The organism is Gordonia sp. SL306 (assembly GCF_026625785.1).
GTDB lineage: Bacteria > Actinomycetota > Actinomycetes > Mycobacteriales > Mycobacteriaceae > Gordonia.
On record NZ_CP113063.1, the window covers coordinates 2,834,516 to 2,846,948 of the forward strand.

The window sequence follows — 12,433 nt, forward strand, 5'->3', positions numbered from 1 at the left end:
ACAATAGACTGGACAACTGTCCAGTTGTAGTGGAACATGTTCGGTCAAGGAGAAAGTGACCAATCTGACTGCGTCGCCCCCTTCAGGTGAGGCCATGCTATGTTCGTCGCACGTTTTTGTGAGCCGGGTGACAAATGCACTGCTCCCGGTGCATCACGGCCGGCGCGGACGTGATGCAGGCATCGACCGCGGGGTGTCCGGTCTGCCCGGTGTGAACCAGACAGGGTGAGAACTATGAGTGTGGGTGTCGTGCGCGAGTCTGCCGCGGGCGAACGCCGAGTGGCGTTGGTCCCCAAGGTGGTCGGCTCGCTGGTGGGTAAGGGCGTCCCGGTGATCGTCGAATTGGGTGCCGGTCTGGGGGCGTTGATCCCCGACGAACACTATGTCGAGGCGGGTGCCACCATCGGCGATCCGTATTCGGCAGATGTGGTGGTGCGGGTTGCGCCGCCGTCGGATGACGAGATCGGCAGATTGCGCAGCGGGCAGAAGCTGATCGGCTTCCTCGCACCCCGCAATGCCGACAATCAGATCGGCGCGCTCAGATCCGCCGGTGTGGAGGCATATGCGGTCGAGGCGATCCCGCGGATCTCGCGTGCGCAGGTGATGGATGCGCTGAGTTCGCAGGCCAATGTCTCGGGCTACAAGGCGGTCGTCGTGGCGGCCGATCTCTCCACCCGGTACTTCCCGATGATGACGACGGCAGCCGGCACGGTGAAACCGGCCACGGTGCTGGTGCTCGGCGTGGGCGTCGCGGGGCTGCAGGCATTGGCCACGGCCAAGCGCCTCGGCGGCCGCACCACCGGATACGACGTGCGTCCGGAGGTGGCCGAGCAGGTGCGGTCGGTCGGTGCGCAGTGGCTCGATCTCGGTATCGACGCAGCCGGCGAGGGCGGGTATGCCCGTGAGCTCACCGACGACGAACGTGCCGAGCAGCAGCAGGCCCTCGAGGATGCGATCAAGAGTTTCGACGTGGTCATCACGACCGCGTTGGTGCCGGGGCGGCCCGCGCCGCGGCTGGTCACCGCCGCCGCGGTGGAAGGCATGAAAGCCGGCAGTGTGGTGGTCGATCTGGCGGGTGAGACCGGTGGCAACTGCGAGCTGACCGAACCCGGCGAGACCGTGGTCAAGCACGACGTCACCATCACGTCGCCCCTCAATCTGCCTGCGACGATGCCCGAGCACGCGAGTGAGCTCTATTCGAAGAACCTGCTCGCCCTGATCGAGTTGATGCTCGACGACAACGGCGCGTTCGCACCGGATTTCGACGACGAGGTACTCGCCGGGGCCTGTGTCACACGTGAGGAGGCAAAGGCCTGATGTACAACGAACTTCTCGCGAACATCGCGATCCTGGTGCTGGCCGGGTTCGTGGGTTTCGCCGTGATCTCCAAGGTGCCCAACACCTTGCACACCCCGCTCATGTCGGGCACCAACGCCATCCACGGGATCGTCGTGCTCGGTGCACTGGTGGTCTTGGGCTCGTTGCCCGCCGACGCCAACTGGGGTGTGCGCATCATCGCGTTCGTCGCGCTGGTGTTCGGAACGCTCAACGTGGTCGGCGGCTTCGCGGTCACCGACCGCATGCTCGGCATGTTCAAGGGTAAGAAGGAGACCGCCAAGTGAGCACGATCAGCCTTGCTGCTCCGGTCGTGGCTGACATGATCGGCTCCGGTTCCGGACAGGTGTCCGAAGCGCTCGGCTACGGGGTCACCGTCCTCTACATCGTCGCGTTCTCGTTGTTCATCTACGGTCTGATGGGTCTGACCGGACCCAAAACCGCGGTGCGCGGCAACTGGATCGCCGCGACCGGTATGGGTATCGCGATCGTCGCGACCCTGCTGGGTGTCTATAACAACGCCGGTGATGCCGGTGTGCCGACCGTCAACTGGGTGCTCATCGTGGTGGGTCTGGCCGTGGGTGTGGTGCTCGGCATCCCGCCGGCGCTCAAGACGAAAATGACCGCGATGCCTCAGCTGGTCGCGCTGTTCAACGGTGTCGGCGGTGGCACCGTCGCGTTGATCGCGTGGTCGGAGTACATCGAGACCGACGGGTTCACCGCGGTCGGTGAGACCCCGGACGTGCATGTGATCGTCGGGTCGCTGTTCGCGGCGATCATCGGTTCGGTGTCCTTCTGGGGTTCGCTGGTCGCGTTCGCCAAGCTGCAGGAACTGCTGAACAAGAACTTCGAGAAGTCACTCGTCAAGGCGGCCAAGGGCTTCCAGTTCGCCAACATCGTGCTCGCCATCGCGGCGGTCGCGATCGCCGTCTACATCGGCGTCAGCGCGGATTCGACATCGGCGACGCCGTGGTTCTGGATCGTGCTGCTGCTGGTGATCGCCGGGGTGATGGGCCTGTTCGTGGTGTTCCCGATCGGTGGCGCCGACATGCCGGTGGTCATCTCGCTGCTCAACGCGCTGACCGGTCTGTCCGCTGCCGCCGCGGGGCTCGCGCTCAACAACCAGGCGATGATCGTGGCCGGCATGATCGTCGGCGCCTCGGGTTCGATCCTGACCAACCTGATGGCCAAGGCGATGAACCGCTCCATCCCGGCGATCATCTTCGGCTCGTTCGGTGGTGGCGATGCCGGACCGGCCGGGGCCGCAGGAGATGCCGGCGGCACCGTCAAGGCCACCTCGGCCGCGGATGCCGCGATCCAGATGGCGTATGCCAACCAGGTGATCGTGGTGCCCGGATACGGACTCGCGGTCGCGCAGGCCCAGCACGCGGTCAAGGAGATGGCCGCACTGCTCGAGGACAAGGGCGTCGAGGTCAAGTACGCGATCCATCCGGTCGCCGGCCGCATGCCCGGGCACATGAACGTGCTGCTGGCCGAGGCCGACGTCGCGTACGACGCGATGAAGGAGATGGACGACATCAACGGTGAGTTCAACCGCACCGACGTCGCCATCGTCATCGGCGCCAACGACGTCACCAACCCGGCCGCCCGCAACGACCCGAGTTCGCCGATCCACGGCATGCCGATCCTCAACGTCGACGAGGCCCGCTCGGTCATCGTGCTCAAGCGTTCGATGAGTTCCGGCTACGCGGGCATCGAGAACCCGCTGTTCTACGGCGACGGCACGAGCATGCTGTTCGGCGACGCCAAGAAGAGCGTCGACAGCGTCATCGAGGAACTCAAGGCGCTGTAACAAACACGCAGCAGTCACAAACACACGCAATCGGTCAATCCACCTTGGTTCTGAACCAAGGTGGATTGACTGTTTCTGGGTGGCTGGGGGAAACGGCGGTGAGAAACGGCGATGAGTTTTCCGCCGGGGTGGTGTCTATCTCAGCACAACGCCACACCACCACCCGAGGAGCCCGTCATGGTCACCGCAACCGCAACTCCCTCCACCACCCGCGAGATCGCCGGCACCCGCAGCGTGCGACAGATCGTGGGCGTCGTCATCAGTGTCGTGATCGGCGCCTTCCTCGCCTTCGACGTCGTCGGCAAGCTGACGCAACCCGAGGCCGTTGTCGAGGGCACCGCCAAGCTCGGGTTCCCGATCGATCAGGCCTACGTCATGGGTACCGTCCTGCTGATCTGCCTTGTGGTGTACGCGATCCCGCGCACCGCTGTGCTCGGCGCGCTCGGCATCACCGCATACCTCGGCGGTGCCGTGACCGCCAACATGCGCGTCGAGTCGCCGGTGGTCAGCACCACCCTGTTCGCCGTCTACGTCGGGGTGCTGATGTGGGTCGGCCTGGTTCTGCGTCGCCCGGAACTGCTGAAGGTCGTCGGATTGCGCCGCTGAGTCTGGCGCTCACCCATTTCGTTCCCGCTCATCCTCCCGGGTGAGCGGGAACGAAATGCGTGAGCGGGCACTGGACGACGTTATCGATCTGGGATGACACGGGTGCCGTGGCGTTGCCCGGGCACCTTAGTGTTACTCAAGTGACAAATGTGACCAGAGTGACTCGACGTCGGGCTGCTGCGCTGGCGGTGATCGCGTTCGCCGGCGTCGGCGGTGTCGCCGTCGGCACGGTGCCCGTCGTGTCGGAGCGATCGGTCGCGCCCGCGGCCACCACCGTGGACCCGGCCACGCTCTACAACTCGGCTCAGCAGAAGTTCGCCGCCGGAGACGTGCCGGGTGGCCTCGATGCGATCAAGCAGGCGCTTGCCATCATTCCGGTGGACCCGGATGCTCTTGCTCTGCAAGCCATCTGGTCCGATCAGGCGGGCGACGCCACAACGCGTCAGGCCGCGCTCTCCCGACTCCGAGGTGTCAATCCCGCGCTGGCGACCGCGGCTCGCAATATCAACGACGGAGTCGCTGCGGCCGCTCAGATCGTCCCCGACACCACACCCAAGACCGTTGCCGGCCGGGCTGCGATCGTCGTCCTCGGGTTCGGGCTCAATCGCGACGGCAAGATGGCTCCCGAACTGGTCCGGCGGGTGACCGCAGGAAAGTCCCAGGCCGAAACCACTACCACCGCACCGATTGTCGTGACCGGCGGCGTGCCCAAGGCGGGCGTCACCGAAGCCGCGGCGATGAAGAAGTGGTTGGTCGCCAACGGGGTCGACGCGGCCCGCATCACTGAGGAGGGCAAGTCCGGATCCACGGTCGCCAACGCGCAGAACACTGCGGAGATCCTGCGCGGACAGGGCATCAGCACCGTCATCCTGGTCACCTCGCCCAACCACATCCGCCGCGGTGCAGCAGATTTCGCCGCGGCCGGGCTCCGCACCGTGGCGACGGTGACCACTGCGACCGACCTGTCGAAGTATGCGTCACCGCTGACCCGCGATCAGCAGAAGGGGATCCGGCTCGAGGCGACGCGCACGGCCAAGATCCCGGCCACCCGACAACTCGGCCTGCCGCTTCCACAGAACCTCCCCGACACCGGGCCGGGTCTGATCACCGAGTTCGGCGGAAAGCTGCTCGAGACCTTGCTTGGGACGGGATCGTCGGACGCCAACTGAACGATCGGTCCGTGATCGCCGTCGAAAACATAAGCAACAATGCATGATTCAGGATGAGCGGGCGTGACGGTGAACTGAGACACATCCCGGCCATGCGATTGGCCGTTCTCACAGGATTCACAGCGTCCGGGAAAGCTCGGCTTAACATCCCGTCGGTACGGTCGAGTCATGCAGATGTCGGAGATGTCCTCTTTGCGCGACCTTCGCGCCAACCTCAGATACGACCTCCCTGCTTCACTGGTCGTATTCCTCGTCGCCCTACCGCTGTCGTTGGGTATCGCCATCGCGTCCGACGCGCCGGTGATGGCCGGCCTGATCGCCGCCGTGGTCGGCGGTGTGGTGGCGGGTCTGATCGGAGGTAGTCCGCTCCAGGTATCCGGACCGGCGGCCGGCCTGACGGTCGTCGTGGCCGAACTGGTCGCCAACTTCGGCTGGAAGGTCACGTGTTTCATCACGGTGGCAGCGGGCCTCCTACAGATCCTGTTCGGACTCAGCAAGAAGGCAGGCGCAGCGCTGGCGATTGCGCCGGTCGTGGTGCACGCCATGCTCGCCGGCATCGGTATCACCATTGCCCTGCAACAGATCCATGTCCTGCTCGGCGGCGAGTCGGGCAGCACCGCGTGGGACAACGTCACCCAGCTGCCCGCCAACCTGATGAACATCGACTGGCCGAGCGCGGTCATCGGCGGCCTCGTGATCGTCATGATGCTGACCTGGACCATGCTTCCGGTGTCGGTGCGCAAGGTGCCCGGACCCTTGGTCGCGATCGTCGTGGCAACCGCACTGACCGTCATCATGGGACTGAACATCGAACGAATCTCTCTGGACGGCAATCTCTTCGAGGCCATCGCCCTCCCCGAACTGCCGGCCGGAAACTGGGGTGCCGTGGTCATGGGCATCATCACCGTCGCGCTGATCGCCAGCGTCGAGTCCCTGCTGTCTGCGGTCGCCGTCGACAAGATGCATACCGGACCCCGCAGCAACTTCAACCGCGAGATGCTCGGGCAGGGCGGCGCGAACATCACCTCCGGGCTGCTCGGCGGACTGCCGGTCACCGGCGTCATCGTCCGCAGCACCACCAACGTTGCCAGTGGCGCGAAGACCCGTGCATCGGCTGTGCTGCACGGGGTGTGGGTCCTCGTGTTCGCCGTGCTGCTGACCGGCCTCGTTGAACAGATCCCCACCGCGGCGCTGGCCGGGTTGCTGGTGGTGATCGGCATCCAGCTGGTGAAGCTCGCCCACATGAAAACGGCGCTGAAGACGGGCGACCTGTGGGTGTACGCGGTCACGGTGATCTCCGTGGTGTTCCTCAACCTCCTCGAGGGAGTCGCCATCGGTCTCGCACTGGCGATCGCACTGGTGGTGTGGCGTGTGGTCCGGGCGGAGATCACCTCGGAGCCGTTCGGCACCGAGGGCTCGCGTCAGTGGCTCATCCGTGCCCGGGGCTCCCTCAGCTTCCTCTCACTGCCGAAGCTCAACAAGGCGCTCACCGCGGTGCCCGAATCCGCGCACGTCACACTCGAACTCGACGTGGACTTTCTCGACCATGCCGCCACCGAGGCGATCGAGGACTGGAAGTGGGCGCACGAGGCGACCGACGGCTCGGTGCTGATACTGGAACGGGGCAAGGCACGTCTCGATCACGCGCGGGAGGCGCCGCCGCGCCGGCACACCACCGGGATCATCGGACTCACCCCGTGGCGCAGCCGTCGGAACAGCGGTGAGCAGCAGCCGGGCGGAACCCCGGCGTCGCTGCAATCGATCATGGGTGGGGTGTCGGAGTATCACCGTGACCATGCCGACGTCCTGCGGGCGGCCACCTCTGACGTCACCCACAGTCAGGACCCGGACTCGCTCTTCTTGACCTGCTCCGATTCGCGGCTGATGCCGAACATCATCACCGCGAGTGGCCCCGGTGACCTGTTCACCGTCCGCAACGTCGGCAACCTGGTCCCCGGTGACGGGTCCACGGACACGTCGGTGGCCGCCGCACTCGAGTTCGCCATCGGTGAGATCGAGGTGAGTTCGGTTGTGGTCTGCGGTCATTCGTCGTGCGGCGCGATGAAGGCGATGCTCGCCGGCGCCGACGCGGGCAACGGCAAGATCGGTTCCTGGCTCGGCCACGCCATCCCCAGCCTGGCGGCCTACCGCCTGGGCCACCCGGCCGGCCGCGCCGCCGCCGAGGCCGGGTTCCCCGAGGTCGACCAGCTCGCCGTGGTCAACGTGGCCAAGCAGGTGGAGAACCTGATGCGCGACCCCGTCGTCGGTCGTGCGGCCGCCGAGGGGCGGTTGCGCGTCGTCGGGCTGTTCTTCGACATCCCGACCGCGCAGGTCTTCGAGGTCACCGGCACCGAGATCCGGCTCGCGGGCACCGATGCGCGTGCGGAGACGTTGCTGCCCTGATCGTCCTGCGCGTTCCGCGGAACGCGCGCCACCTCGACTCGGTGACATCACAATTGTTCGGAACGAAGGTGAATTCATCGAGTCGGGGTGCGTGACTCGGACTGTCGGTCGCCGGACCGCTCAGAACATCACCGAACGGAAGTGCGTGATCAGTCGCCAGTCGGCGGGCGGGCCGCCGAGGCCGTCGAGGAAGTGGAATGCGATACCCGGCGGCTGACCGCGATTGACGATCTCGGTGCCCTCGAACGGAAGGTTGAGGGTGGAGGCCGCTCCGGGCGCGATCGCCAGCGGTCGTCCGGCGAAGGTCGTCACCGACGGGGTGTGGGCGTGGCCGCAGAGGAAGGCGACGATGTTGGGGTGCTGCTCGACCATCGCTGCCAGCCGCGCCTCGCCGGTCTGTCGGATGGAGTCCATGAACGGCATGCCCAACGTGGTGGGTGGATGGTGGAAGGCGATCAGCACGGGCGTCGTCGGGCCGGCGGCCGCGATCTCGGTGGACATCCACGCAAGTGTGTCGTCGGTGAGGTGGCCGTCGTTGCGGTCGGGGATGGAACTGTCGCAGACCACGAACAGCACACCGCCGATCAGTGCCGCCTGATTGACCGGTTCATCGGTCGTCCGGCCTTTCAGATGGGCGTTGAAGGCCTCCCGCTTGTCGTGATTGCCTGCGGTGATGAGCATCGGCAGGGGGCTGTAGAGCACACCGTAGGCCTCGCGGTATTCGGACTCGCTGCCCTCGTCGGTGATGTCGCCGGTCACCAGGAGCGCGTCGATGCCGTCGGCGCGGGCGTTGATGTAGCCAAGCGTCGATTCGATGCGGCTGCGGTTGTACCGCGTGCCGTTGAAATGCAGGTCGCTGATGTGGGCGACGACGAACACACGCGCTCCTCGATGACGGACTCACCTGAGGCTAGTCACATCGGCCGCCGACGGCGCGGCAAGGCCCCCCGAATCCTCTGCGCGCCCCGCCCCGTCGACCGCGCGGCGGGTGTTGACAGTTGTCGTCGGAGATATGAAAGTCGGCGGATGAGACGACGAGGTGGCGGGGTCCGGGACACGACTCGATATGCGGGTGTGACCGCGGTGGTGACCGGCGGCGGGTCCGGGATCGGGGCGGCACTCACCAGAGCGCTCGTCGCCGCCGGCGCCGACGTGGTGTGTACCGATCGCGATGTCGACGCGGCACGACGGGTCGTCGAGGGCCTGAGTGCGGCGCCCGGCTCGGCCCGCGCCGCGCACCTCGACGTCACCGACGGCGACGCGGTCCGTGACCTGGTGGACGAGGTGGTGGCGTCGACGGGGCGCATCGACCTCATGTTCAACAACGCGGGCATGGCTCTCGGCGGCAACACCGAACTCCTCACCGCGGACCAATGGGACGCGATCATCGATGTGAACATCCGCGGCGTGGTCCACGGTGTGGCGGCCGCCTATCCGCACATGATCCGTCAGCAGTCCGGCCACATCGTGAACACCGCGTCGATGGCCGGTCTCACTGCTGCCGGGCTGCTCACCAGCTACGTGATGACCAAACACGCGGTCGTCGGCCTGTCCCTGGCGCTGCGGTCGGAAGCCGCGGTGCACGGCGTCGGCGTGCTGGCATTGTGCCCGGCCGCGGTGGAGACGCCGCTGCTCGATGCCCCCGGCGTCGGCGGGTTCACCGGCCGGACCTTCTACCTGTCCGGGCAGGGTGTCCGGACCGCATACGACGCCGACCGGCTCGCGACCGAGGCCCTCGACGCCGTCGAGCGCAACCGGCCGCTGCTGGTGGTGCCCGCGCAGGCCCGGATGGCGTGGCGCTTCTCGCGGCTCGCACCCGGACTTATGCAGAAGCTGTCGACGAAGTTCGTCGCTCAGCAGCGTGAGCGGCAACACCTGTAGTACTGCGCACGCTCGGCGGGATTCGGTGCACGCTCGGCGTGAGCGTGTGCGGTCAGTGGAGAGTGCGCCCGAACAGCTTCTGCAGTTCCGCGAAGTGCTTCTCGGTGGCCTCGTGGTGGTAGATCGCGGTGTCGGCCATCGTGTAGCCGTGGTGGGCCCCCGGGTACACCGTCGCCGAATGCGTGACGCCGCATGAGGTGAGGGCGTGCTCGAACGCGGCGACGGCCTCCGGTGGCAGCGACTGATCCTCGTCGGCATGGATGGCCAGCACGTCGGCGCGGACGTCGGGCAGGCGACGATGCGGACTGCTGTCGTCGTCGGTGACGAGGCCGCCGGTGTGGAACATGCCGATCGCGCCCACCACGTCGGGACGGGTGGCCGCGGCCAGCAGCGCGAGGCGTCCGCCCATGCAGTAGCCGGTGATCCCCACGTCGCCGTCGGAGACGCCCTCGAGCCCACGCAGGGTGTCGAGGTAGGCGGACAGATCCGGTGCCGAGAGGTCGTCGGTGAGCGCCCGCACCCGCGGCATCACCTCCTTGAAGAAGTCCGCCCGGCTCGTCGGATCCGTGAGGTCGGCCGAGGGTTCGAGATCGGTGGCGGTACCGGAGCGATAGAAGACATTGGGCGCCAACACCACGTATCCCCAGGACGCGATCCGATCGGCCATCTGCTTGGTCTGCGGGCGCAGCCCGATGGCGTCGATGGCGAACAGCACACCCGGCAGCGGGCCGGCAGCGTCGTCGGGACGCGTCACATAGGCGTCGGCCACGCCATCCGGCGTGGAGATCGTGATCATCTCGCTCGGCACAGGGTTGTCCTTTTCCACGGTGGACGGATCTCAGAGGTCTCCGGGCAGTTTGTCACGACGGATGCCGCGCCAACTCGGGTGGCGCAGGTGACCGGTGGTGGTCCAGTCCATGAACCGGACCTCACCGACGATCTTCGGCAACACCCACACCGCGCTCGACGCGACCGGCCGGTCCAACTTGTCGACGAATGGACAGGTCTTGATCTGCAACGGCTCGAGTTCTTCGGCGAGGGAACGGAGTTGGGCGTCGGTGAAGCCGGTGCCGACCCGCCCGACGTATCGCAGCCCGGTCTCCTCAGGCAGTCCGAGCAGCAGCGACCCGATGGTGTCCGACCGGTTGCCCCGACCGGGTCGGTATCCGCCGATCACGACCTCGATGTCGCTCCAGTTCTTGTGTTTGCGCCATTGGGTGGTGCGCCTGCCCTGCTGATACGTGGAGGTCCGTCGCTTCGCGACGACACCTTCGTATCCCTGCTCGCGGCTGTGCTCCACCGCGGCACGCCCCGGCCCGTCGAGCAATGGCGGGACCTGGGCATAGGGCGAGTGCGCGAAGGCCGGGGCGAGCTCCTCCAGTAGTTCCCGCCTCTGCGACCACGGCCGACGCAGCAGCGACGTGCCGTTCAGGTAGAGCACGTCGAAGATGTAGAGCTTGACGGCGAGGTCCTCGTCGGTGGTGTTGCGTGCGGCGAGCAGCGTGAAGTTGGTCCGACCACTCGCATCGAGGGCCACCACCTCGCCGTCGAGGACGACGTCGATGAGCCCGAGATCGTCGGCGATGGAGCGCAGTCGGGGGAAGTCGGCGGTCATGTCGATGCCCGAACGCGATGTCAGTCGGAAGTCGCCGTCGATGTAGCGCAAGAGGATTCGGTAGCCGTCCCACTTCCCCTCGAACGCCCAGTCGCGTCCGTCGAGGTTGTCGATCGACTCGTCGGTGGCCAGCATGGGCCGTGGGTCCTTGAGACTGTCCGGCAGGATCGGCCGCGGCTCGTCGCTCATCAGGTGGGCGAGCCAGTTCTTGTCGCCCGTCTTGATGAGCGCGTAGCGGCCCTGCACCCGTTCGCCGTGCAGCCGGACGATCACCTCGTTCTCGCGCCACTTCTCGGTCTCGTAGGTGCCGCGGTCCCAGATCTCCACGTGCCCGCCACCGTATTCGCCGTGCGGGATGTCGCCCTCGAAATCGGCGTAATCCATCGGGTGGTCCTCGGTGTGCACCGCGAGCCGGTTCTGACCCGGGTCGTCGGGCAGGTTCTTCGGAACCGCCCACGAGACCAGCACGCCGTCCCGCTCGAGCCGGAAGTCGTAGTGCAGGCGGCGAGCATGATGCTCTTGGATGACGAAGATCGGATCGGCAGATGTCTCCTCCTCGCCACGGTCACGGTGCGCCTCGTCGCCGAACGGCTCGGGTGTCTTGTCCGCATCACGCTTGCGGCGGTACTCGCCAAGACTGACAACAGGATTCGACACCGGGGGAGCTGTGGCGGCCGCCGCGGCGTCGGTGTCGGTGTCGAGTTCGGAGGAATCGGAGTCGTGTGGGTCGTCGAGGTCGAGGAGCAGATCGCCGTCGGTGGCAACTCTTTCGAGGACCTCGTGAAACAACAACTGGCCGATGTCGGGGTCGCCGAGCTCGTCCCAGGAGCGGGGCGCGGCCACCCATGGCTGTTCACGACCGCGCATCGAGTACGGCGCCAACGTCGTCTTCGAGCCGCTGTTCTGGCTCCAGTCGATGAAGACCTTGCCGGCCCTGATCGATTTGGTCATCGTCGCGGTGATCGAGTCGGGATGCGCGGCGGCCAGGCTGGTGGCGATCTGCTTGGCGACCGTCCGGGCCGCGTCCGGCGCGACGGGGCGGTCGAACCGTGCGTACAGGTGCAACCCCTTGCCGCCGCTCGTCACCGGGAACGCCGTCAGCCCGGCCGCCGACAGCATGTCGCGGATCATCAGCGCCACCTCGGCACACTGGGAGAGCGGGACGTCGGGCCCGGGGTCGAGATCGAGGACGAGACGGTCGGCTTTCGGCGCGGTCCCGTCGGAGGCCGGCACACGCCACTGCGGTGTGTGCAACTCCAGCGCGGCCATCTGGCCGAACCACACCAGGTCGGCCTGCGAGGACGCGAGGGGGTAGGTGATCACCCGTTTGCTGTGCTGTTCGCCGAATCGCTCGAGCCAATCCGGCGCCGACACGGGGAGATCCTTCTCGAAGAACGGCATCGATTCCACGCCGTTCGGCCAGCGTTTGCGGGTGATCGGGCGTCCGGCGAGGTGCGGGAGCATGACGTCGGCGATCCGCGAGTAATAGTCGATGACCTCGAACTTCCGGGTACCGCTCTCCGGATACAGCACCTTCTCGAGGTTGGTGATGGGGATGCGACGACCGTCGACCTCGAGACTGTCACCGCCCGCCATGATGACCATTGTCCA

Annotated in this window: 10 protein-coding genes; 7 read left to right on the forward strand and 3 right to left on the reverse strand. The window is 66.6% G+C overall.

Going from position 1 to position 12,433, the window contains the following annotated elements; translation table 11 throughout:
• Positions 1 to 234 precede the first annotated feature (234 nt).
• The 6 genes from OVA31_RS12970 to OVA31_RS12995 all read left to right on the forward strand — a co-directional run bounded on the left by OVA31_RS12970 (position 235) and on the right by OVA31_RS12995 (position 7,326).
• Positions 235 to 1,317 carry a Re/Si-specific NAD(P)(+) transhydrogenase subunit alpha gene (locus OVA31_RS12970; RefSeq protein WP_267627068.1) on the forward strand — a complete coding sequence of 361 codons (1,083 nt, stop codon included), beginning with the start codon at positions 235 to 237 and terminating at the stop codon, positions 1,315 to 1,317.
• A complete protein-coding gene (locus tag OVA31_RS12975; protein WP_124708935.1) occupies positions 1,317 to 1,622 on the forward strand; it encodes an NAD(P) transhydrogenase subunit alpha in 306 nt (101 codons plus the stop codon). The genes OVA31_RS12970 and OVA31_RS12975 overlap by 1 nt, the downstream gene beginning before the upstream one ends.
• A 35-nt stretch (positions 1,623 to 1,657) precedes the next feature.
• Positions 1,658 to 3,148: an NAD(P)(+) transhydrogenase (Re/Si-specific) subunit beta gene (locus OVA31_RS12980; protein WP_267631508.1), complete on the forward strand. Its 1,491-nt coding sequence runs from the start codon at positions 1,658 to 1,660 to the stop codon at positions 3,146 to 3,148.
• Between the two features lie 177 nt (positions 3,149 to 3,325).
• Entirely contained in the window at positions 3,326 to 3,754 is a 429-nt protein-coding gene (locus OVA31_RS12985) for a DoxX family protein (protein ID WP_267627069.1), read from the forward strand.
• 149 nt (positions 3,755 to 3,903) lie between these two features.
• Positions 3,904 to 4,923 (forward strand): YdcF family protein, encoded by a 1,020-nt coding sequence (locus OVA31_RS12990; protein ID WP_420714023.1) that lies wholly within the window; start codon positions 3,904 to 3,906, stop codon positions 4,921 to 4,923.
• 168 nt (positions 4,924 to 5,091) lie between these two features.
• Positions 5,092 to 7,326, forward strand: coding sequence for a bifunctional SulP family inorganic anion transporter/carbonic anhydrase (locus tag OVA31_RS12995; RefSeq protein WP_267627071.1), 2,235 nt, complete (start codon positions 5,092 to 5,094; stop codon positions 7,324 to 7,326).
• Positions 7,327 to 7,446: 120 nt separating this feature from the next.
• On the opposite strand, the gene OVA31_RS13000 is transcribed toward OVA31_RS12995, so the two are convergent.
• On the reverse strand, positions 7,447 to 8,205 hold the full coding sequence (locus OVA31_RS13000; RefSeq protein ID WP_267627072.1) for a metallophosphoesterase: 759 nt from the start codon (positions 8,203 to 8,205) through the stop codon (positions 7,447 to 7,449).
• 147 nt (positions 8,206 to 8,352) lie between these two features.
• Between OVA31_RS13000 and OVA31_RS13005 the strand changes: the two genes are divergently transcribed.
• Entirely contained in the window at positions 8,353 to 9,207 is an 855-nt protein-coding gene (locus tag OVA31_RS13005) for an SDR family NAD(P)-dependent oxidoreductase (protein WP_267627073.1), read from the forward strand.
• A gap of 52 nt (positions 9,208 to 9,259) precedes the next feature.
• Here the strand turns inward: OVA31_RS13005 and OVA31_RS13010 are convergent, their stop codons facing one another.
• Together OVA31_RS13010 and OVA31_RS13015 are read right to left on the reverse strand one after the other, a co-directional pair.
• Positions 9,260 to 10,015 (reverse strand): dienelactone hydrolase family protein, encoded by a 756-nt coding sequence (locus OVA31_RS13010; RefSeq protein ID WP_420714024.1) that lies wholly within the window; start codon positions 10,013 to 10,015, stop codon positions 9,260 to 9,262.
• A 30-nt stretch (positions 10,016 to 10,045) separates the two neighbouring features.
• A complete protein-coding gene (locus OVA31_RS13015) occupies positions 10,046 to 12,418 on the reverse strand; it encodes an ATP-dependent DNA ligase (protein WP_267627074.1) in 2,373 nt (790 codons plus the stop codon).
• Positions 12,419 to 12,433 lie beyond the last annotated feature (15 nt).

Coding starts and splice junctions, on each gene's coding strand:
- OVA31_RS13005 (WP_267627073.1), top strand. CDS start 8,353: ATGAGACGACGAGGTGGCGGGGTCCGGGACACGACTCGATATGCGGGT.
- OVA31_RS12970 (WP_267627068.1), top strand. CDS start 235: ATGAGTGTGGGTGTCGTGCGCGAGTCTGCCGCGGGCGAACGCCGAGTG.
- OVA31_RS12980 (WP_267631508.1), top strand. CDS start 1,658: ATGATCGGCTCCGGTTCCGGACAGGTGTCCGAAGCGCTCGGCTACGGG.
- OVA31_RS13015 (WP_267627074.1), bottom strand. CDS start 12,418: ATGGCGGGCGGTGACAGTCTCGAGGTCGACGGTCGTCGCATCCCCATC.
- OVA31_RS12995 (WP_267627071.1), top strand. CDS start 5,092: ATGCAGATGTCGGAGATGTCCTCTTTGCGCGACCTTCGCGCCAACCTC.
- OVA31_RS12975 (WP_124708935.1), top strand. CDS start 1,317: ATGTACAACGAACTTCTCGCGAACATCGCGATCCTGGTGCTGGCCGGG.
- OVA31_RS12985 (WP_267627069.1), top strand. CDS start 3,326: ATGGTCACCGCAACCGCAACTCCCTCCACCACCCGCGAGATCGCCGGC.